This window comes from Paenibacillus sp. FSL H8-0175 (assembly GCF_045040615.1).
GTDB lineage: Bacteria > Bacillota > Bacilli > Paenibacillales > Paenibacillaceae > Paenibacillus_AQ > Paenibacillus_AQ odorifer.
This window is the reverse complement of record NZ_CP150299.1, coordinates 1,752,593-1,771,084: the sequence shown is the minus strand read 5'-3', so window position 1 is coordinate 1,771,084 and position 18,492 is coordinate 1,752,593. Positions and strand designations below refer to the sequence as shown.

The window sequence follows — 18,492 nt, the reverse complement described above, 5'->3', positions numbered from 1 at the left end:
GCCAAGACGAGATGTACGAGTATGTATTAAAAACAAATCAGCTATCCAAAAAGTTCAAGGGCCATACAGCGCTGGACAAAGTCAATTTGTCAATCCGTAAAGGCTCTATTTATGGTTTTATTGGACAAAATGGAGCCGGAAAATCAACATTAATCCGGATTGTGACCGGACTTGCTTTTCCGACTGAGGGGACGATCGAGCTGTTCGGAGCCAGTGAAGAGCAAGCCCTGATCCAGGCTCGTAAGCGAATCGGCTCGATTATCGAGAGCCCCGCTTTATTCCCCCATATGACTGCGAGTGAAAATTTAGAAGCAAACCGGATTCTACGTGGTATTCCCGGCAAAGATTGTGTTCCTAGAATGCTAGAGCAAGTTGGACTGCAGGGCGCCGGAAAGAAGAAAGCCAAAAATTTCTCACTTGGAATGAAGCAGCGGTTAGGTCTTGCCATCGCCTTACTGGGAGATCCAGAATTTCTGATTCTGGACGAGCCAACTAATGGGTTGGATCCGATGGGTGTCGTCGAAATGCGCGAACTGCTCAAGCGACTAAACCATGAGCTAGGCATTACGATAATGATCTCAAGTCATATTCTAAGTGAGCTGCATTTAATGGCAAGTCATTATGGCATTATTCATCACGGTCAGTTGCTTGAACAACTCACTGCGGAGGAATTAAACGAGAAATGTCAGCAGTATTTATTTATCAAAGTGGATGATCCTGGCAAGGCAACAGCCGTCATTCAGAACGAGCTGGGTACGGCCGATTTCGAAGTGATGCAGGATGGAACTATCAAGTTGTATAGCCGTATTGAGCAGCCAGGCAAAGTATCAACTGCTTTATTCTCTGCGGGCCTCGAGATCGAGAAGTTTATGCCTATGGGTGAAGACTTGGAAAGTTATTTTACAAAGCGGATTGGGGGGAACCCAAATGTATAATCTGATCAGAGTGGAGTTTTTCAAGCTCCGTAAGAATAGATCATTTTGGACTTTTCTATTGGCACTTTCCGTTCTCTCGCTTGCTTACCCATTGCTATATTATTTTGATCATCGCTCCAATGGGGAACCTCAGATCACCGGCGCTGAATTTCTGACTACCTTTATTTCAAGCAATACCTACATTATTAAATTCGGCGTAGCCATTCTGGCTGGATTCTTTATCTCTAACGAATATTCCACAGGGGTCATGAAGACGATCGCATCTTCGGGCAACACCAGAGGCCGGCTGTTCGCAGCAAAACTAATCGTATTCGCAGTTGGAGCCATGGCGATTTCGCTCGTCTTTCCTATTGTCAGCACAGTCGAAGTCACGCTGCTTTCGGGCTTCGGTCATCTGCCGGAAGGAAGCACTACACTTTTTATACCGCGAGCTCTCGGGCTAACGTTATTGTACACGGCTGGTTACGCAGCCATTGGGGCGCTGTTCACCGTAATCCTAACCGACAGCGGCAAAACTATCGGCTTCTCAATGATTTTCTTCCTTATGATCGATACGGTTTTGGCTAGTATAGGTTCGAAGATCTCTTTCTTTAGTAATTTGTACGATTATTCCATCTTCAAACGGGTGAGCGATATCGGTAAGCCCAGTATCGACAGTGGAGATTGGCCAGCGCTTTTACTTGTACCGTTGTTGACAATAGCCGTTTCCGGGGTACTCGGTATTCTCGTATTCCACCGAAAAGAGATCAAATAGCAAATGGGGGGTGCAGGAGAGTGTTGCTTATTCTGACAATCATATTGTTTGCGGCAGGAGCTCTCCTGCTTTTCCGTTTCTTAATGTTAAGGCGAGAACTAGGGCGGATAACAGAGCAATTGCATACCTACAACGAGCGAGCATCCGGTAAAAAAATTGATGTGGCTCTATTCGACCAGAAGCTTGAGGCGCTTGCGGGACAAATCAATCGTCAATCTGATTTAATCGTCGAAGCGGAAGCCCAGCGAAAACGTGTCGAACAAGAATTCCGTCAGGCTGTGGCGAATATTTCACATGATATCCGTACACCCCTCACCTCCATCTTCGGTTATATTCAACTGTTGGAGGATGAGTCAATTACCCCTGATGAAAAACTTGAATATGTTGCCATCGTTAAAAATCGGACGAAACGGCTGCAGGCGCTGCTGAATGATTTTTTTGAGCTTTCCTTGATCGAATCGCTAGATTATCCTCTACATACGGAAAAGCTTGGGATGAGGGCTCTACTCTCGGAAATACTGGTCGGATTTTACGATTCTTTCAACGAACGCAATATTACACCGGATATACGGCTACCTGAGGAAAATGTATCCGTATACGCCGATGAATCCGCTGTGCGGAGAGTTGTCGAAAATTTACTTGTCAATACGTTCAAACATGCGACCGGGTATGTAGAAATCCATTTCGAACGACAGCAGGAAACAGCTGACTTAACAATAGTAAACGATGCGAAGGAACTAGTCGGAAGCGATATTAACCTCTTATTTGACCGATTCTATACCGCAGACCGTACCCGATCTTCTCAAGCTTCCGGGCTGGGTCTCTCCATCGCCAAAAGTCTAATGAATAAAATGGGTGGCACGCTGACAGCCGAACTGGAGGGTGAGAAGCTGATAATGACCTGCCGTTGGAAACTAGGCGATGCTGGCATTAGCTTAGCTACTTAATTCATTTTATAGTTGGTCTAGACTAACCATTGTTCTAACCCGTTTATTGAAGGTAGCCCATTCCCGATAGCCAATGGCCTGCAGGTTTTTCCGGACTTCTTCGAACTGATCTCCCACCCGTTCAGGTTCATGGTTCTGAACAAAACTTTATCGAGAAATTATTCAATAAAAGGGTCTCTGAATTTACGAAGCAACCTCCCGGCTATGAATTATATTTAAAAACACTTATGTTTGAGCTGCTTATTTATATTTATCGCCACCAGGAAGCTCGTGCCTTGTTAATCAATACTGCCTTTAAAGTAGCCAAGATAGCTGAAAATGTTGGATTTGATAATATGACTCACTTTGGTCGGGTATTTAAGGAAATCACCGGGCTTTCTCCACTAAAATACCGCCAGACTTATAAGATAGAAAGTCCATGATGTATCTACGAAAAAGGAGCAGCTGCAATCATTTTTATTAAAATATCTAAACCAAAAAGACTCCTCTATTTATATAGAAGAGTCTTTTTTTTGTTACGACAGGCTAACGGATTATGTTTAAAATCTAACTCAGCAAGTTTAGGCTTGCTTCTTCAAGCGAGGGTATAAGAAATTTATGATCGATTGGTGATGACATCACGATCAGAATCGTGTAAGTACCGTATTTGTCACATTGATTTCCGAACTCCTCGAGGGCTCGTGTAGAGTCGGTTACTACCTTCAATAAGTAGTTGTGTTCCCCACTTATACGGTAACATTCGACGACATCAGGACTTGAGCGGCAGAAATCAAGGAATGCATTACAATCCCTAGAATGAAATAACATGTAGGCAGCTGCTTGTTTCCCAATCTTTTCAGGAGAAATTATGGTGCGATATTCGCTGATGATGCCTTTTTCCTCCATACGCCTAACTCTCTCCGTAACCGCAGGTTGCGATAAACCGACACATTTGCCCAGCTCTGTCATAGAAATTCTTGCTTGATTTTGAAGATGGAAAAGAATTTGCTTATCAACATGGTCCATCAAAATCGCCTCCTTTAAATTTAAGGTTTTCTATATTAACTAGATTGTAATTAACCGTTATAAAGCTAATTTAGCTTAGTTGCCTTATGTAATCAAGATAACTTGTTATATATAATAACCCTACAATAGTAAAGTGTTCTTGACTTTAACTATTCCGAAGGGATGAAGACCGTTGAGTATATTGGATTCAAATAAAATAATTACAGAATGTTTATCAGGTCGCATCGATAGAGTAATTGATCGAACCCTCGCTGACAAGCGCTTGGTCGGTGCTGTCATTAAAGTGGCGATAGATGGGGAACTGGTTTATAGCCGTGCTGCCGGTTTTGCCGACCGCGAGCTAGGCCGACTTATGCGAGAAGATGCCTTATTCCGGCTCGCTTCAGTTACTAAACCTATCGTTTCAACGGCAGCCCTAGTATTAGTTGCGCAAGGTCGTCTACAACTGGACGACCGCGTTGATCGTTGGCTTCCAGAGTTTCAGCCGCGTTTGCAGAATGGCGAGTTCGCTTCCTTGACGATTCGTCATTTGATGACGCACACCGCGGGCCTGTCTTACCGATTTTTCCAAGAAGAGAAGGGTTCCTATCAGTCAGCAGGGGTATCAGATGGTATGGATCAGTCCGGCATCACATTGGAAGAGAACCTGCGCCGTCTTGCCTCTGTCCCCCTCCTTTATACGCCAGGTACCGAGTGGAAATATTCCATCGCGACAGATGTGCTGGGAGCAGTAATTGCAAAGGTCACAGAAACACCGCTCAGTGAGGCTGTACATTCACTCGTGACCAAGCCGCTTGGCATGAGCGACACGGGTTTTATTGCAGTCGATCGAGAACGGCTGGCCACTTCCTATGCCAATGATACTCCAGAGCCACGGCCCTTACTTGATCCTGACAGTATTGCCTTTGTGGAGGGAACGGCTGGGTTCCTGCTTGCCCCTAGCCGAGCACTTGACACTACTGCCTATCCTTCTGGAGGAGCTGGCATGGTCGGCAGCGCCGGAGATTTTTTGCAACTGCTGGAAACATTACGTAAGGGCGGAGCGCCGCTGCTACCGGAGTCACTGGTTCACGATATGACGACCAACCAGATCGGTGATCTGCCAATGGCCTTCTGGCCAGGACGAGGCTTTGGCCTAGGCATCACGGTACTAAAGGATCCTGTCGCCGCAGACACTCCAGAATCTCCGGGTACTTGGCGCATGGGGGGTACTTATGGTCATTCGTGGTTCGTAGATCCCAAGCAACGCCTAAGTGTCGTCGCTTTCACTAATACCGCATTGGAAGGCATGTCCGGTCAGTTTACTGTAGACCTTTGTGATGCCATTTATGATAGACGTAATAAATAGAGCATGAACACAAGAAGCCTGGGTCCGGAATGAACCAGCCTAGGCTCTCTGTCCAGTAGACCCTATTCGTCGTCTATATCATTGAGTTTGCTAAAATTATATAAGAGAGGGGCCTCTCTATGAGCCAAAACACATCTTCTGCCACACAAAGTGCCCCCAGCACTCCCTCTTCTGAACGTCTGCCATGGGCTGGATTACTCGCCTTAGCTATGACGGGGTTTATCTGTATTCTTACCGAAACGATTCCGGCAGGCTTGTTGCTCCAAATAGGTGAGGGGCTTGGTGTCTCCGAGGCCCTTGCCGGTCAACTTGTCACTTTGTATGCTCTTGGTTCCCTGTTGGCCGCGATTCCCTTAACTACCGTGACGCGTGGATGGCGGCGGCGACCACTGCTACTAATGTGCATCCTAGGTTTTCTCATATTCAACACCGTCACCACTTTTTCTTCCAATTATATACTTACGCTAACAGCTCGGTTCTTCGCCGGCGTATCCGCTGGAGTCTTATGGGGCATGATAGCAGGTTACGCCCGGCGCATGGTGCCGGAGTCACTCAAGGGACGAGCAATGGCGGTAGCGATGGTTGGCACACCTCTCGCTCTGGCACTCGGTGTCCCTGCTGGAACCCTTCTTGGCACCCTTGTAGGCTGGCGCTCTATCTTCGGGTTCATGTCGCTATTAGCTCTCATGCTGATCGCTTGGGTATTTTGGAAGCTACCGGACTATCCAGGAGAAGCCCCTGATAAACGGCTCCCTCTCTACAAGGTTTTTGTTATTCCGGGGGTACGGCCGGTATTGTTTGTCGTTCTGGTATGGGTACTAGCACACAACATCTTGTATACCTATATTGCCCCCTATCTTACTCAGGCCGGGCTAACCCAGCGGGTTGACTTGGTATTGCTTGTTTTCGGCATTACAGCGCTTGTTGGCATCTGGGTCATCGGTATTTTGATCGACCGCAAACTACGTCCATTGGTTCTGATCAGCCTAGCTGCTTTTGCCTTGTCATCCATTGTACTAGGCATTAGTAGCAGCCAGCCCATAGTGATCTATTTAGTGGTTGGTGTATGGGGGTTGACGTTCGGAGGAGCAGCTACTTTGCTACAGACAGCCGTTGCCGAAACCGCTGGCGAAAGTGCAGATGTGGCCCAATCGATGCTGGTGACGGCATGGAACCTAGCTATTGGCGGTGGCGGAGTGATAGGCGGAATTCTTATTGAAACACTTGGTGTCCGCTCCTTCCCGTGGGTAATGTTTATACTATTGATTCTTGCGCTGCTAGTAGCGTGGCGCGCTAAAGATTACGGATTTCCTTCAAGGAAACGTTGAGGCACACCTATCGAGTTTATGGGTAACGGTATCCAGACAAGAAATTTACACAAATAAGACCAGTGGCACATATTAGATAGGACTAATATGTGCCACTGGCTTACTTCTACTTAGTAGCCAATGTATTAAATTCTTGCAGATCCTTGGCTAAATCTTCTTCCGTGTATTTCCCTTGGCCGAAACCGATCATTGCCCGCAGCGGCATATATTTCATCATCGCCATGTACATTTCCGGGTTATCATCCATCGCACCCTCTAAACCAAAAACACTGCTGAATTTCTTCACTTTTTCCGCTGTCCGTGGATTATCCAGCAAATCACCAATAGTACTATTCCGATGATAACGCATCGTAAGCGGATTGGTCGATTCTACTCCGATACAAGTTGTCAGACGAATATCCCGCGATGATGAGCCAATAGCAATTTCAAAATCTCCACTTTCCACATGCCAATCACCAATGTTAACGTTGTAATAAGCAAAGGAGCGTTTATCTAACTCAAAGGTTACCTCCTGCTCTTCTTCAGGCTGAAGCTCTAGCTTCTGGAAGCCTTTTAGTTCCTTCAGTGGACGGATCACGCTGCTCTCCACATCACTAACATAGAGCTGAACGATTTCTTTTCCTGCGCGAGTGCCCGTATTTTTAACGGTAGCCTTAACCTGAACAGTCTCGGTGTCCTTTATGCTGCTCTTGGAAATTGTTAAATGACTGTATTGAAACTCTGTGTAGCTGAGACCAAAGCCGAAAGGAAACAGCGGTTTTATCTCTTTTTTATCATAATAACGATAACCTACGAACAAACCTTCCTTATACTCTACCTTATCCCCTTCCCCCGGGAAATTAAGAAAGGATGGATTGTCGCTCAGCTTCATGGGGAATGTCTCTGCCAGTTTACCGCTTGGGCTGACCTCTCCAAACAATAAATCTGCTACGGCACCCCCAAACGCCTGCCCACCTAGATAACCCTCAAGGACTCCTTTTGTTTTATCAATCCAAGGCATCTCTACAGGTGAGCCATTACTGAGTACAACAACGATATTACTCTGGACCTCAGCTACCACATCGATCAGCGCTTTATGGCTCTCTGGAAGAGACAAGTGGCTGCGATCATAACCCTCTGACTCATAATTATCCGGCAGTCCAAGGAACAACACCGCTACATCACCTTTTGCCGCTGTTTCTCTTGCCTCTTGCAGCAAAACCTCATTAATCTCATCATGCTCCAGTTCATATCCTTGGGCATATAGCAGCTCAGCAGACCCCGCAAGACCTCTCATCTCTTCAAAAGCATCATCCAATTGTGTTGGATTCACATGCGAGCTTCCCCCACCTTGATAACGCGGATTTTTAGCAAATTCCCCAATGATCGCAATAGTACCTTGTTTAGATAAGGGTAGAACTTCCTCCTCATTTCTAAGAAGCACCATGCTTTCCCTCGCCACTTTCCGTGCCAGTTGGTGATGCTCTTCAGCATTAAATGAAGTATTATCTTTACGATTGTCTACCGCCTTAAAAATAAAAGTAAGCAGCCGCTCCACCGCAAGGTCTAACGTTTCTTCAGCTAGTTCCCCACTTTGCACCGCTGCGACAATCTTGGCATCGCCAAGTCCTCCCGTTGACGGCATTTCCAGCTCCAGCCCTGCTTGCAGCGCCTTCACTCGCTCATTGACCGCACCCCAATCCGAGACTACAAATCCTTCGAAACCCCATTCATCTCTAAGAATCCGCGTTAGAAGCGTTTCACTCTCAGAAGCGTATTCACCGTTAACCCGGTTGTAAGAACACATTACGCTCCAAGGTTGACTGTTCTTAACTGCACCTTCAAAGCTAGCCAAATAAATCTCCCGCAGCGTCCGTTCATCAATAACGGCATCTACCGACATTCTCCGGTGTTCCTGATTATTGGCGGCAAAATGCTTAAGCGAGGTGCCGACTCCTTCGCTTTGCACACCTTTGATATGGTTCCCCCCCATCTCCGCAGAAAGATACGGGTCTTCCGAGAAATATTCAAAGTTACGACCGTTCAGTGGAGAGCGTTTAATATTCGTTCCCGGTCCCAACAGAACAGCAACGTTTTCTGCCTGGCACTCCTTACCAAGCGCCTTCCCCACTCGCTCAATTAGTGCCCGATCCCACGAAGAAGCCAACCCTGCTGCTGAAGGAAAACAAGTTGCGGGAACACTGTTATGAAGCCCGAGGTGATCGGCACTCTCTTTTTGCTTGCGTAAACCATGGGGTCCGTCCGTTACCATCAAAGAAGGGATTCCGAGTCGTTCAATCCCCTTGGTATGCCAGAAATCAAGCCCTGAACAGAGTCCCGCTTTCTCCTCAAGGGTCAATTGTGATATGAGTTCATGAATTTTGGTTTTCATAAAAATGCCTCCTCTGAATGTATACTATCCCCATTTTAATATACTTCATGCTTGATTTATGGCATTATTATCGTGTTTTTGGTATTCTTGTTAGGCGAGGAGGTCATAACATGTTAGATCATTTGGAGGATAAGGAAAGAGTCCAATATATCTGTAAAGTGATGTATGAGTCACAGCAAATTCCCGTGTTCCTGCTCGACGCCAATCGGGAAATTGAATTTGCTATGCCTTCCTCAATCGAGTGCGCCCCTTGGGTTCATAACCTTAATGAGCCACTTTCTGAAATTACTAAATCTTTTAATCGTGAGAACAACTCTAATGGCAATGGACGGACTTCTACCATACCCATCGTTCGTACCACAAATTTTCTAGAGAATTACATCATTCTCCATTTACCCTCAGACAACAGTAACGAGGGAAGCATTGTGATTGGCCCTTCATTGTATGCTCAACCTACGGAGGATAGTGTGGTAAGTCTGATGCGTGATCATGAAGTTCCGCTTAAGTTTCAGGAGCAATGGCTTAACTATTACTGCAGCCTGACCGTGTTAAATAAAATGAGACTATACCATACCGCTATGCTGCTATACTCGCTCGTTACTGGAAAAACCTTGACCCTTAGCGAACTACTGCTGGACTCCCGCATTCTTGCCTATAAACAACTGCCCTCAGGCAGTTTGGATTTGGATATTTCTTATCGCCGTGAGAATACGTGGCTGCACCACGAGCCCATGCTAGAAAAAAATCTCTTTCACTATGTCAAAAAAGGCAATAAAACTGAGCTGCTACGCGTTCAAGCTTCGTTCTCCGAAGAGAGTTACGGGCTTCTCTCTAAAAGGAGCCAATTACGTAACAAAAAGAATCTGGCAATCTCTTGTATTACACTCGCTACACGTGCAGCTATAGATGGAGGGCTGTACTGGGAAATTTCTTATACCCTAAGCGACTTTCATATCCAGCATATCGAAGAACTAAAAGATATTCCCGCTGTAGATCATGCCGTTCTTAATGCCCTTTGCGATTTCGCAGACCATGTCAAAGAGAGCCGGATGGCGAAACTGTCGCGCACCGTGGCTCTCTGTCAGAACTATATTTTCAATCACCTATATGAGGAACTTTCCTTAGATAGACTGGCTGAGGTTGCAGGATTAAATAGAAGTTATCTCTCCCTATTATTTAAGAAGGAAACCGGCTTCACCATCAGCGATTTTATTCAATTGGAGCGGATTGAAGAGGCAAAACGACTAATAGAAGTACCAGAGTTAAGCTTATCGGACATCGCCTCACGCCTACATTTTAATGATCAGAGCTACTTTACCAAAGTGTTTAAGAAATATACTGGAATCACCCCTAAACAATTTAGAACAAATAGGGAAAACACACTTTAAGAAAAGTAGACACAACAAAAATTCTAAATGGATATGAAAATAGTAGCTGACATCACAGCTCTGTGATTGCTGCAAGAACAGTATTGTTGAAGTAATCAACATACATATTTTTAAATGGCTTCTGGTGATCCAGCTCTACGGATAAATGAACCGTCACTGTCTGATAAATCGGATCCACGCAGAGGAAAGGACCTGCCGCTCCCCAGTGTGAATAGGCATCTGCAGAGAGCAGATCTCCACCGTCACGCTTCGTGCCATTAATCGCCCATCCGTACCCCCAGTATGCTTCAGGGAAAACTTCGTCTCTATATTGTGAGGATACGCCCGGAATTTGATTGCGGGTCATTTCTTTTACTGTTACCGGACTAAGCAATCGTACTCCGTTATAAATTCCGCCGTTAAGGAACATCTGGCCAAAAACAGCCAAATCCATAGCCGTTGAGTAAGCGCCGCCCCCCGCAGATACAGAATTCAAATTGTATTCGCTGTCTACCCATTCCGCGCATGCTGCCTCAGGGGCACGTCTAACTACTCTGTTCCGCACTTCCATTGGCACACGATAATATGTATTTTCCATTCCAAGTGGTTTAAAAATGGTTTCCTTTACGAATACATCATAAGCTTGTCCACTAACTCGCCGTATAATTTCACCCAACAGCTCATAACCATATCCACAGTAAGACATCACAGTACCTGGCTCGTGGCTTAGTGGTGCATCATAACCGCCATTAACCTCAATTCCAGAGGTATGTGTCAACAAATGATGTACGCATACTTTTGTTTTGTTCTCCCCTGTAAATTCGGGGATGTAATCAGAAACCGGCCTATTTAGGCCCACTTTCCCTTGTTCCACTAACATCATAATAGCGGTTGCAGTAAATAGTTTTGTGATGGAACAGAGTGGAAATATAGCATCCGCTGTTAAATCTGCTGCGTCTGCTTCAGGTCCGAATTTTCCATTCGCTTGATGGACCAGCAGCGTCCCCTTTCTCGCAGCAACAATAACTTGCGCAGGTGTGATATTGTCTTCAACCATTTGTGCGGCGGCTGTACGAATACGCTCCACACCAAAAGCCGAGACACCCGCCTGTTCTAAAGAATTAAATACTAACCCTCTCATCGGTAGCCCTCCAATATGATTCATTTAATACATATATAAACTATTATACAAATATATTAAATAATCCTGCTAGCTTACTATTATCCTGTGACTGAATTGTTGAGTTTCTATTAACTATTTGCTAAAAAACTAAAGCTGACCCCGGTTTCTCCCGAAAATCAGCTTCAGCTTAGTTTTCACTAAATTACCGCTACCTTAAAAGCATCTACATTAAATGTTGTCCCGTTGATGGATAATGTGGCATTGTAATAACCCCGATCACCATTTGTTTTGCATTTATATTCCCCAGAACATCCACATACGAAAAATTTAGTTTTGTTGTAACCGGGATATATATTACTAAGCTTTCGGTAAAACAGATGACCATGATGCGTAAAAATAGCTAACACCTTATCTCTCACTTTTGTAGGAATGGATGAAAAAAACTTATTCGTCTCCGATGCGCTTAATACATGGGTTGGATCCACCGTAATCCCACTTACTTTGAGAGGCCAATGAAAATCTATAATATAATAAAAACTATCATCTAAATTTCTCAACAAATTTATACTACCCGGAGTAAACCGTCCAAGCGCACAATTAAGCCATACATACTTGACCTTCCCCTGCGTACCCGGAAAATTCATTTGACCTTCAACAGCACCTAAATATTGTGTGAATAAGGACTGTGTGCTTGCCTCCCAATTTCCTATAGATGCTTTATAAGGAATACTCCCAAGCGTGCTTGTTACCGTATCCTTGAAGTCCTTGTAGTAAGCATTCGCATTATTTCCATGATTAGCTCCCGCTTGCGTATTATCTCCTCCAAAAATAACAAATCTCTTATTCCCGTTATTCACAGCTTTAGGCAAAAGATTACTAAAAATGCTTGAGCTGTTTCCATACCCCACATGACTATCACCAATAACCGCAAAGTTAATGATTTGCGCTTTTGCTTTAAGAATTAAACTACGTTTAGGCTGCAGTCTGGAGGCAGGTCTTCTTTTCCTACTAGGTTTCACCTGTCTTTTCATCTTAGATTCACCTCTTTTAAAATGGATGAAGGATCATAGTAGTATTTATATTCGCTTGACCTTAGGGACTCTTGGACCAATGGATTCATCTAGGAGATTAGTTTCTCTTCTACTTTGTGGTCATTTATGCGGCTTGTCCCAAACGAGAGATGTTATAATTAGTCCCATAGAAGTGAAGAATATAATACCATTCATAGAATTATAGGTAACGGAGGCTTAAGATTTGAATAACGTAGTCCCAGAATGGGCGGAGTCCCATTTCCCTTTATATACCGCTGATAGTATTCAGTCGATGTATGGAACCTCAAATCTGCCAAGACTTCAGATTCATGAGCATTCAACCGTCCTACTAGCTATTGCTGCTGGCAAGGGTATGCTTGAGGTCAATCATCAGACTTATGAGCTAATGGAAGGCATTGTCGTCCTTCTCCCCGAGAATACTTACGCCTCTCTAATTACAAATCGCCAGCAGCCGCTTCATGCTTATAAGCTTTCAATCCGGATTCAAGAACAGACTCGAGCTCTGCCCTCCGGTGCTATGACGCGGACAAGCCAACTGACATCCAATTCAAATATGCTGTTGTTTCCTAATGAACCAGCCATTGTATCTAATATGAAAGAATTATATCTTCACCGGTTGCCAGATCGTGAAATACGTCATGTGCAGAACCAGATCCTGTTCCATCAGATCCTTCTTCAATTGCTGGAGCAGCAGGAAACAAGATTTGAAGTGAGTGAGCAGCCCTCAATGGAACGCAGTATCACATACTTAGAGAATCACTTCAGCGAAAAAATATCACGTGAACAATTAGCTGCAATTGCGGGTGTGAGCGGTTCACATTATTCAACGCTATTCAAACAATTCACGGGCTTTACCCCTAATGAATATCTGTCCAGGTTGAGAGTTCACAGAGCGAAGGAACTACTGCTTAATAGTTCAAGCACACTAAGAGAAATTGCTTTAAAGGTGGGCTACAAGGATGAGTTTTATCTTAGTCGGCGCTTTAAGCAGCAGACCGGCGCATCTCCTTCAGGCTACAATCTTATCCCTTTCCAACGTGTAGCGGTGATGCTCACTCCCTATGCCAGTCATTTGCTGCTGCTTGGCCTGGAACCTGCAGTTACCATTTCAGAGAGCAGCGAGTATTTAAATCTTTCTGACCAGGAACCACCACAGTCTATGAAATTCATCCATACGAACAGCTCGGCTGAGCAGATAAAAGCGTTATTACTGGAAGCAAACATTGAATTGCTTATTGCAGCCACACAACATCTGGAAGAATTCGGCTTGAACGCTGAGCAGCTGCGGGCGGTCGCTCCTATTGTTGAAATCTCTTGGCAGGAACTAGGATGGAAAGACCACTTGCGCTTGATCGGCCGTGCCATTCATCGTAGCGAACGTGCTGAGCAGTGGCTGGACGATTTTGAACAAGAGGAGCTGGAAGCTCGGGCCGTGGTGCAGCAAAGCACGGTGGCTAACGAGATTGTAACCCTTCTGGTCATTAAACCAGATGGACTACTCGTATACGGGGCAAGAAATGTTGGGTATGTGATCTACCAATCGCTAGGTCTCAAGGCTCCTGCCTTGATTGAGGATCAAATAAATAAACTCGGCGACCAGTTTCATTCCCTTATGATTGACGTCTCTGAGCTGGAGGCTTATGCCGGTGACAGATTGTTAGTCACTGTATTTCCAGACGCAAAAGGCTCCACTGCACACAGTGAAGAAATCTTCCACTCCTCTTATTGGAACCAGCTTTCTGCTGTGCAGAACAAGAAGATCCATCTGCTTAATCTGGATGAATGGGTGCCTTATAATCCAGTTTCCATTCGTTTGCAGCTTGGACGTGCGGTTGCATTATTCGAAGGCCAATAATAGTCCAAGTCTTTTTTCCAACAAAAAGGCATGGTTAGGCACATAAGTGATCCCTATAATGATTACAAATGCGAATGATTCTCATAATCAATCTATGGCGCAGCCTGGGATTCATTAAATAATGGAATTATTCACGGAAACATAGTCATTAAAAGGGGAGAATTATTTAAATGAGAAAGATATTTATTCCGTTTGTACTTATTTTAGGGCTTACCCTTAGTGCTTGTGGGGGAAATCAGGCGAAGAATGAGGTTAGTCCTACAAACAGCCCATCCTCGGCTCCTGCTGCGGAGTCAGAAAGTGCGACTTTTACTTATGAATCGGAAAATGGACCTGTTGAAGTTCCGACACATCCTCAGCGTGTCGTTGTCCTCACTCGATTTTTAACAGGTAATGTTATGGCACTAGGTGTACCTGTTGTAGGCGTAGATGAAATGTCCAAAACCAATCCGCGCTTTGAAGAGCAATTGAAAGATGTAGAAGCTGTAAGTGATGAAAGTCTGGAGAAGATTATTGAGCTGCAGCCTGATCTGATTATCGGTCTCTCCGATATTAAGAACATCGATAAATTCAAGCAAATCGCACCAACGGTTACTTATACTTATAATAAAGTTGATTACTTAACCCAACAGATGGAAGTCGGCAAATTGGTGAACAAAGAAAAAGAAGCCCAAGCTTGGGTAGATGACTTTAGTGCCCGCACCAAAAAAGCGGGTGAGGAAATCAGAGCGAAGATCGGCGAGGATGCAACTGTCTCTGTCATTGAAACCTTCAATAAGCAATTGTATGTATACGGGTATAACTTTGGCCGCGGAACTGAACTCCTCTATGGGGACTTCAAGCTCGGTATGCCGGAGACAGTAAAGGAAGGCACCAAAACAGATGGTTACGTGGCCCTCTCAACAGAAGTGCTGAAGGATTATCTAGGCGATTACGTTATTTTCAGTAAAAATGCGGATGAAGATAATTCCTTCCAGGATACAGAAATCTACAAGAGCATCCCTACTGTCAAAAATAATCATGTTTACGAAGCTGATGCCAAAGCATTCTATTTTAACGATCCGCTTAGCTTAGAATATCAACTGGAATTCTTTGAAAAAAGCTTTCTAGGAAAATAATAAAGATGACTACGAAGCAAACTTCCATTCCATTCTTTTATAAGCTGCTTGGTAGCGTGCTGGTAATGGTTATTTGCCTCGTGATCGCGATGTTATTCGGGGCTAAAGAAACCACCCTCCATGATCTGTGGCTTGCCATCACTTCAAGTTCAACGGCAGACAATGTCCTCATTCTCCGTGAGATCAGGCTGCCGCGTGAACTGGCCGCCATGCTGATCGGCGCCGCCTTTGCCGTATCCGGTGCTATTATGCAAGGCGTTACGCGCAATCCGTTAGCCGATCCCGGCCTGCTGGGGTTAACTTCAGGAGCTAATATGGCACTGGCGCTTACCTTCGTATTTATGCCGGGGCTGAACTATTTTGGCACCATGATTGCTTGCTTCTTCGGCGCTGCTCTGGGAGCCGTTCTGGTTCTTATTCTCGGCTCCGTGCGCCAAGGTGGCTTGTCTCCGATCCGTATCGTACTCGCTGGTGCTGCGGTATCTGCATTCCTATATGCTATCGCAAGTGGTGTCAGCATTGCCTTCAAGATATCCAAAGATGTATCCATGTGGACTGCCGGTGGGCTTATCGGCACAACTTGGGGCCAGCTTCAGGCCATTGCACCTGTGATCCTCATCGGGATCGTGGTGGCATTAATATTTTCTAACCAGCTGACTATTCTTAGCTTGAGTGACGAGGTAGCGATCGGATTAGGACAAAACCTTGTTTTGGTTAAAGGGATTCTGTTCACGTTCATTATTCTGCTGACTGGCGCATCGGTCGCTCTAATTGGGGACATGGCTTTTGTAGGGCTAATGATTCCGCATATTGTCCGCAAAATAGTCGGCACCGACTACCGCTATATTCTGCCGATTTCAGTATTCACTGGGGCATCCTTCATGCTACTTGCAGATACCATTGGACGTACAATCCATGCCCCTTATGAAACGCCGATAGTTGCTGTCGTGGCTATGCTAGGACTGCCTTTCTTTTTGTTCGTTGTTCGTAAAGGAGGTCAAACACTCTCATGATTTCCTCTGCTCCAGTACGAAAACAACGTCTTATCCTGTGGGTATGCACCGGACTGATCCTGCTTACGGCTATTGCCAGTATGGGAATCGGCTACTCTTCCCTGTCTTTTGACAGGCTGCTTCCCGTTCTCTTCGGTCATGGAACCTTTAAAGAGGACTTTGTATTATTTTCTGTGAGACTGCCACGTATTCTAATTACGCTACTGGCAGGAATGGCCTTGGCCTTATCTGGGTCGATTCTGCAAAGTGTTACCCGAAACGATCTAGCAGACCCCGGTATTATTGGGATTAACTCCGGGGCAGGTGTGGCTGTCGCTGTATTTTTTCTCTATTTCCCGGTTAGCGTTGGAACCTTCATTTATGCGTTGCCGCTGGTTGCTTTTATAGGGGCTATAATTACGGCAGCATTAATTTATCTTTTTTCATATAGTCGGACTAGAGGGCTTGATCCTATTCGGCTAGTTTTGGTCGGGGTTGGATTTTCCCTAGCGCTGTCGGGAGTTATGATCGTAATCATTTCATCCGCAGATCGTGCCAAAGTTGATTTTATCGCAAAATGGATTGCCGGGAATATTTGGGGTACAGATTGGCCCTTCATCTGGGCTTTACTGCCTTGGTTATTGCTGCTAGTTCCCTTTACCCTGTACAAATCGCTGCGACTCAATCTGCTCAGTCTGAGTGAGGTATCAGCCATTGGTGTCGGTCTGAATCTGGAGCGCGAACGTATTGTCCTGATTCTTGTCGCCGTCGCAGCTGCCGCCTCCGCGGTATCCGTAACAGGTGGAATCGCTTTTATCGGATTGATGGCACCACATATTGCGAAATCGTTGGTCGGTCCGCGCAATCAGATGTTTATTCCCGTCGCAGTATTGCTGGGTGGCTGGTTGCTTCTGATCGCGGACACCGTTGGCCGCAATCTAGTCTCCCCTGATGGCATCCCGGCTGGGATCATGGTAGCGTTGATCGGCGTACCTTATTTCGCTTATTTATTGATTAAGAAATAAATAAGCATATAGAAAAATCAAAAAGAGGTAACTCAGAAGCCATGAATGGCTATTGAGTTACCTCTTTTAGTTAGAACTCTCATTATTAAATCTTCATATCCTTACCCGTATAGTCTACAAACATGAATTGACCTTCCGGTGTAGTCCGCTTCTCGATCAAGTCCATGATGCCCTCAGCACTTTGGGTCGGATTCGTTGGCGCCTCTGCCCCGCCCATATCCGTATGCATCCAGCCGGGATGTACGCCGAGTACTTGTACCCCGCGTTCTTTTAAATATACATGCAGCTGCTGTGAGAACATATTAAGTGCCGTTTTGGAGATGGAATAAGGATAGTCTCCGGAATAAGCATTAGTAATGCTGCCTGCTTCCGACGATATGTTGATGATCGAAAGCTCGGGTTCAGTGAGTAGCGGCAAGAAATGCTTAACCACTCGCATCGGTCCATAAAGATTAATATCCATCGTGGTAAGCATATCTTGGAAATCCAGCTCTTCAATCTGTGTGTCCCTTGCAGTCAGTACGGCCGCATTATTGATAATGGCACCAAGCGTCCGGCCTTGTCCTTGCAGATTTGCAGCAAGTGCCGCGATTCCTTCTTCATCCGTCACGTCCAGCTGGGCCACAGTCAGCTTCTCCCCGTAGGTCGCAGCGAGCTGAGATAGTGCTGTTTGTTCCTGATCGGGACGGCGAACCCCGGCAATGACTCCATGCCCCCGCTTCAATGCCTCAGCCGCCAGCTCATAACCTAGTCCACGTCCGGCACCAGTAATTAGAATATTCACTATACATCCTCTCCTTTATCTTTATCGTTCTCCAGCAGCTCCACAATCACCTTTAACTCCTTGAACGTGTCCATATAAGCATAACGCCCCCCGGTATACTCGCCCTTTTGCTGGAGTGGGAACCCTTTGCCTTCGAGCAGCATAATCTTCTCCTTCATTCCTTCAACCACAAAAGCAATATGATGAGGTCCCTCACCATGTTCATTCAAATAATCACGCCATGTACTGGGCTGCTGGTCTGGCTCAATCAGTTCAAGCTGCAGGGAGCCCATATCAAAAAAAGCCAACTTCCCCCGCGCCACCGTCGCCTCGCCATTATACCGAGTCTGCGCCTGATCTTCTGTATCTGTAACGATAATTTCCGGCTTTTCCAGTCCAAAAAACTCCGCATAAGCCGTGCTTACCTTTTCAACATCATTCACCAAAATTCCAATCTGCGTAACAAAATGATTCCCCAGCCATCCTGACATGTACCCTACCTCCCATTT

17 protein-coding genes are annotated in these 18,492 nt (G+C 45.4%); 11 read left to right on the top strand and 6 right to left on the bottom strand.

Annotated features, from left to right (window positions below):
• Positions 1 to 11: 11 nt before the first annotated feature.
• From MHH46_RS07655 to MHH46_RS07640, 4 genes are all read left to right on the top strand, one after another.
• The gene (locus MHH46_RS07655) at positions 12 to 935 is read left to right on the top strand and encodes an ABC transporter ATP-binding protein (RefSeq protein ID WP_076193429.1); all 924 of its coding nucleotides are present in this window, start codon (positions 12 to 14) and stop codon (positions 933 to 935) included.
• Positions 928 to 1,689, top strand: coding sequence for an ABC transporter permease (locus MHH46_RS07650; protein WP_076125218.1), 762 nt, complete (start codon positions 928 to 930; stop codon positions 1,687 to 1,689). The genes MHH46_RS07655 and MHH46_RS07650 overlap by 8 nt, the downstream gene beginning before the upstream one ends.
• A gap of 20 nt (positions 1,690 to 1,709) precedes the next feature.
• A complete protein-coding gene (locus MHH46_RS07645; protein ID WP_256717225.1) occupies positions 1,710 to 2,636 on the top strand; it encodes a sensor histidine kinase KdpD in 927 nt (308 codons plus the stop codon).
• Positions 2,637 to 2,863: 227 nt separating this feature from the next.
• Complete coding sequence (locus tag MHH46_RS07640; protein WP_076193432.1) at positions 2,864 to 3,058, top strand: helix-turn-helix domain-containing protein; 195 nt, start codon at positions 2,864 to 2,866, stop codon at positions 3,056 to 3,058.
• A gap of 124 nt (positions 3,059 to 3,182) precedes the next feature.
• Here the strand turns inward: MHH46_RS07640 and MHH46_RS07635 are convergent, their stop codons facing one another.
• Positions 3,183 to 3,641 carry an Lrp/AsnC family transcriptional regulator gene (locus tag MHH46_RS07635; protein WP_076185318.1) on the bottom strand — a complete coding sequence of 153 codons (459 nt, stop codon included), beginning with the start codon at positions 3,639 to 3,641 and terminating at the stop codon, positions 3,183 to 3,185.
• 172 nt (positions 3,642 to 3,813) lie between these two features.
• On the opposite strand from MHH46_RS07635, the gene MHH46_RS07630 reads away from it, so the two are divergent.
• On the top strand, positions 3,814 to 4,989 hold the full coding sequence (locus MHH46_RS07630) for a serine hydrolase (RefSeq protein ID WP_254857088.1): 1,176 nt from the start codon (positions 3,814 to 3,816) through the stop codon (positions 4,987 to 4,989).
• Between the two features lie 119 nt (positions 4,990 to 5,108).
• Positions 5,109 to 6,317 (top strand): MFS transporter, encoded by a 1,209-nt coding sequence (locus tag MHH46_RS07625; protein ID WP_076185319.1) that lies wholly within the window; start codon positions 5,109 to 5,111, stop codon positions 6,315 to 6,317.
• A 106-nt stretch (positions 6,318 to 6,423) separates the two neighbouring features.
• On the opposite strand, the gene MHH46_RS07620 is transcribed toward MHH46_RS07625, so the two are convergent.
• Entirely contained in the window at positions 6,424 to 8,688 is a 2,265-nt protein-coding gene (locus tag MHH46_RS07620; protein ID WP_076193434.1) for a glycoside hydrolase family 3 C-terminal domain-containing protein, read from the bottom strand.
• A 110-nt stretch (positions 8,689 to 8,798) separates the two neighbouring features.
• Between MHH46_RS07620 and MHH46_RS07615 the strand changes: the two genes are divergently transcribed.
• A complete protein-coding gene (locus MHH46_RS07615) occupies positions 8,799 to 10,076 on the top strand; it encodes an AraC family transcriptional regulator (RefSeq protein ID WP_076193436.1) in 1,278 nt (425 codons plus the stop codon).
• Between the two features lie 52 nt (positions 10,077 to 10,128).
• Here MHH46_RS07615 and MHH46_RS07610 read toward each other — a convergent pair whose 3' ends face one another.
• Entirely contained in the window at positions 10,129 to 11,196 is a 1,068-nt protein-coding gene (locus MHH46_RS07610) for a serine hydrolase (RefSeq protein WP_076193439.1), read from the bottom strand.
• 179 nt (positions 11,197 to 11,375) lie between these two features.
• Positions 11,376 to 12,209, bottom strand: coding sequence for a metallophosphoesterase (locus tag MHH46_RS07605; RefSeq protein ID WP_076125230.1), 834 nt, complete (start codon positions 12,207 to 12,209; stop codon positions 11,376 to 11,378).
• Positions 12,210 to 12,432: 223 nt separating this feature from the next.
• On the opposite strand from MHH46_RS07605, the gene MHH46_RS07600 reads away from it, so the two are divergent.
• The 4 genes from MHH46_RS07600 to MHH46_RS07585 all read left to right on the top strand — a co-directional run bounded on the left by MHH46_RS07600 (position 12,433) and on the right by MHH46_RS07585 (position 17,220).
• Positions 12,433 to 14,085 carry a helix-turn-helix domain-containing protein gene (locus MHH46_RS07600; protein WP_076193441.1) on the top strand — a complete coding sequence of 551 codons (1,653 nt, stop codon included), beginning with the start codon at positions 12,433 to 12,435 and terminating at the stop codon, positions 14,083 to 14,085.
• Between the two features lie 170 nt (positions 14,086 to 14,255).
• Entirely contained in the window at positions 14,256 to 15,203 is a 948-nt protein-coding gene (locus tag MHH46_RS07595; RefSeq protein ID WP_076193443.1) for an iron-hydroxamate ABC transporter substrate-binding protein, read from the top strand.
• A 5-nt stretch (positions 15,204 to 15,208) separates the two neighbouring features.
• Complete coding sequence (locus MHH46_RS07590) at positions 15,209 to 16,216, top strand: iron ABC transporter permease (RefSeq protein ID WP_076193445.1); 1,008 nt, start codon at positions 15,209 to 15,211, stop codon at positions 16,214 to 16,216.
• A complete protein-coding gene (locus tag MHH46_RS07585) occupies positions 16,213 to 17,220 on the top strand; it encodes an iron ABC transporter permease (protein WP_076125241.1) in 1,008 nt (335 codons plus the stop codon). The genes MHH46_RS07590 and MHH46_RS07585 overlap by 4 nt, the downstream gene beginning before the upstream one ends.
• Positions 17,221 to 17,305: 85 nt before the next feature.
• Here the strand turns inward: MHH46_RS07585 and MHH46_RS07580 are convergent, their stop codons facing one another.
• Both MHH46_RS07580 and MHH46_RS07575 read right to left on the bottom strand, forming a co-directional pair.
• Entirely contained in the window at positions 17,306 to 18,004 is a 699-nt protein-coding gene (locus tag MHH46_RS07580) for an SDR family oxidoreductase (protein ID WP_076193447.1), read from the bottom strand.
• Positions 18,004 to 18,474, bottom strand: coding sequence for a VOC family protein (locus MHH46_RS07575; RefSeq protein WP_076193450.1), 471 nt, complete (start codon positions 18,472 to 18,474; stop codon positions 18,004 to 18,006). Before MHH46_RS07575 ends, MHH46_RS07580 begins: the two co-directional genes overlap by 1 nt.
• Positions 18,475 to 18,492: the final 18 nt, after the last annotated feature.

Coding starts and splice junctions, on each gene's coding strand:
- MHH46_RS07575 (WP_076193450.1), bottom strand. CDS start 18,474: ATGTCAGGATGGCTGGGGAATCATTTTGTTACGCAGATTGGAATTTTG.
- MHH46_RS07640 (WP_076193432.1), top strand. CDS start 2,864: ATGTTTGAGCTGCTTATTTATATTTATCGCCACCAGGAAGCTCGTGCC.
- MHH46_RS07620 (WP_076193434.1), bottom strand. CDS start 8,688: ATGAAAACCAAAATTCATGAACTCATATCACAATTGACCCTTGAGGAG.
- MHH46_RS07635 (WP_076185318.1), bottom strand. CDS start 3,641: ATGGACCATGTTGATAAGCAAATTCTTTTCCATCTTCAAAATCAAGCA.
- MHH46_RS07615 (WP_076193436.1), top strand. CDS start 8,799: ATGTTAGATCATTTGGAGGATAAGGAAAGAGTCCAATATATCTGTAAA.
- MHH46_RS07585 (WP_076125241.1), top strand. CDS start 16,213: ATGATTTCCTCTGCTCCAGTACGAAAACAACGTCTTATCCTGTGGGTA.
- MHH46_RS07590 (WP_076193445.1), top strand. CDS start 15,209: ATGACTACGAAGCAAACTTCCATTCCATTCTTTTATAAGCTGCTTGGT.
- MHH46_RS07610 (WP_076193439.1), bottom strand. CDS start 11,196: ATGAGAGGGTTAGTATTTAATTCTTTAGAACAGGCGGGTGTCTCGGCT.
- MHH46_RS07650 (WP_076125218.1), top strand. CDS start 928: ATGTATAATCTGATCAGAGTGGAGTTTTTCAAGCTCCGTAAGAATAGA.
- MHH46_RS07625 (WP_076185319.1), top strand. CDS start 5,109: ATGAGCCAAAACACATCTTCTGCCACACAAAGTGCCCCCAGCACTCCC.
- MHH46_RS07605 (WP_076125230.1), bottom strand. CDS start 12,209: ATGAAAAGACAGGTGAAACCTAGTAGGAAAAGAAGACCTGCCTCCAGA.
- MHH46_RS07595 (WP_076193443.1), top strand. CDS start 14,256: ATGAGAAAGATATTTATTCCGTTTGTACTTATTTTAGGGCTTACCCTT.
- MHH46_RS07655 (WP_076193429.1), top strand. CDS start 12: ATGTACGAGTATGTATTAAAAACAAATCAGCTATCCAAAAAGTTCAAG.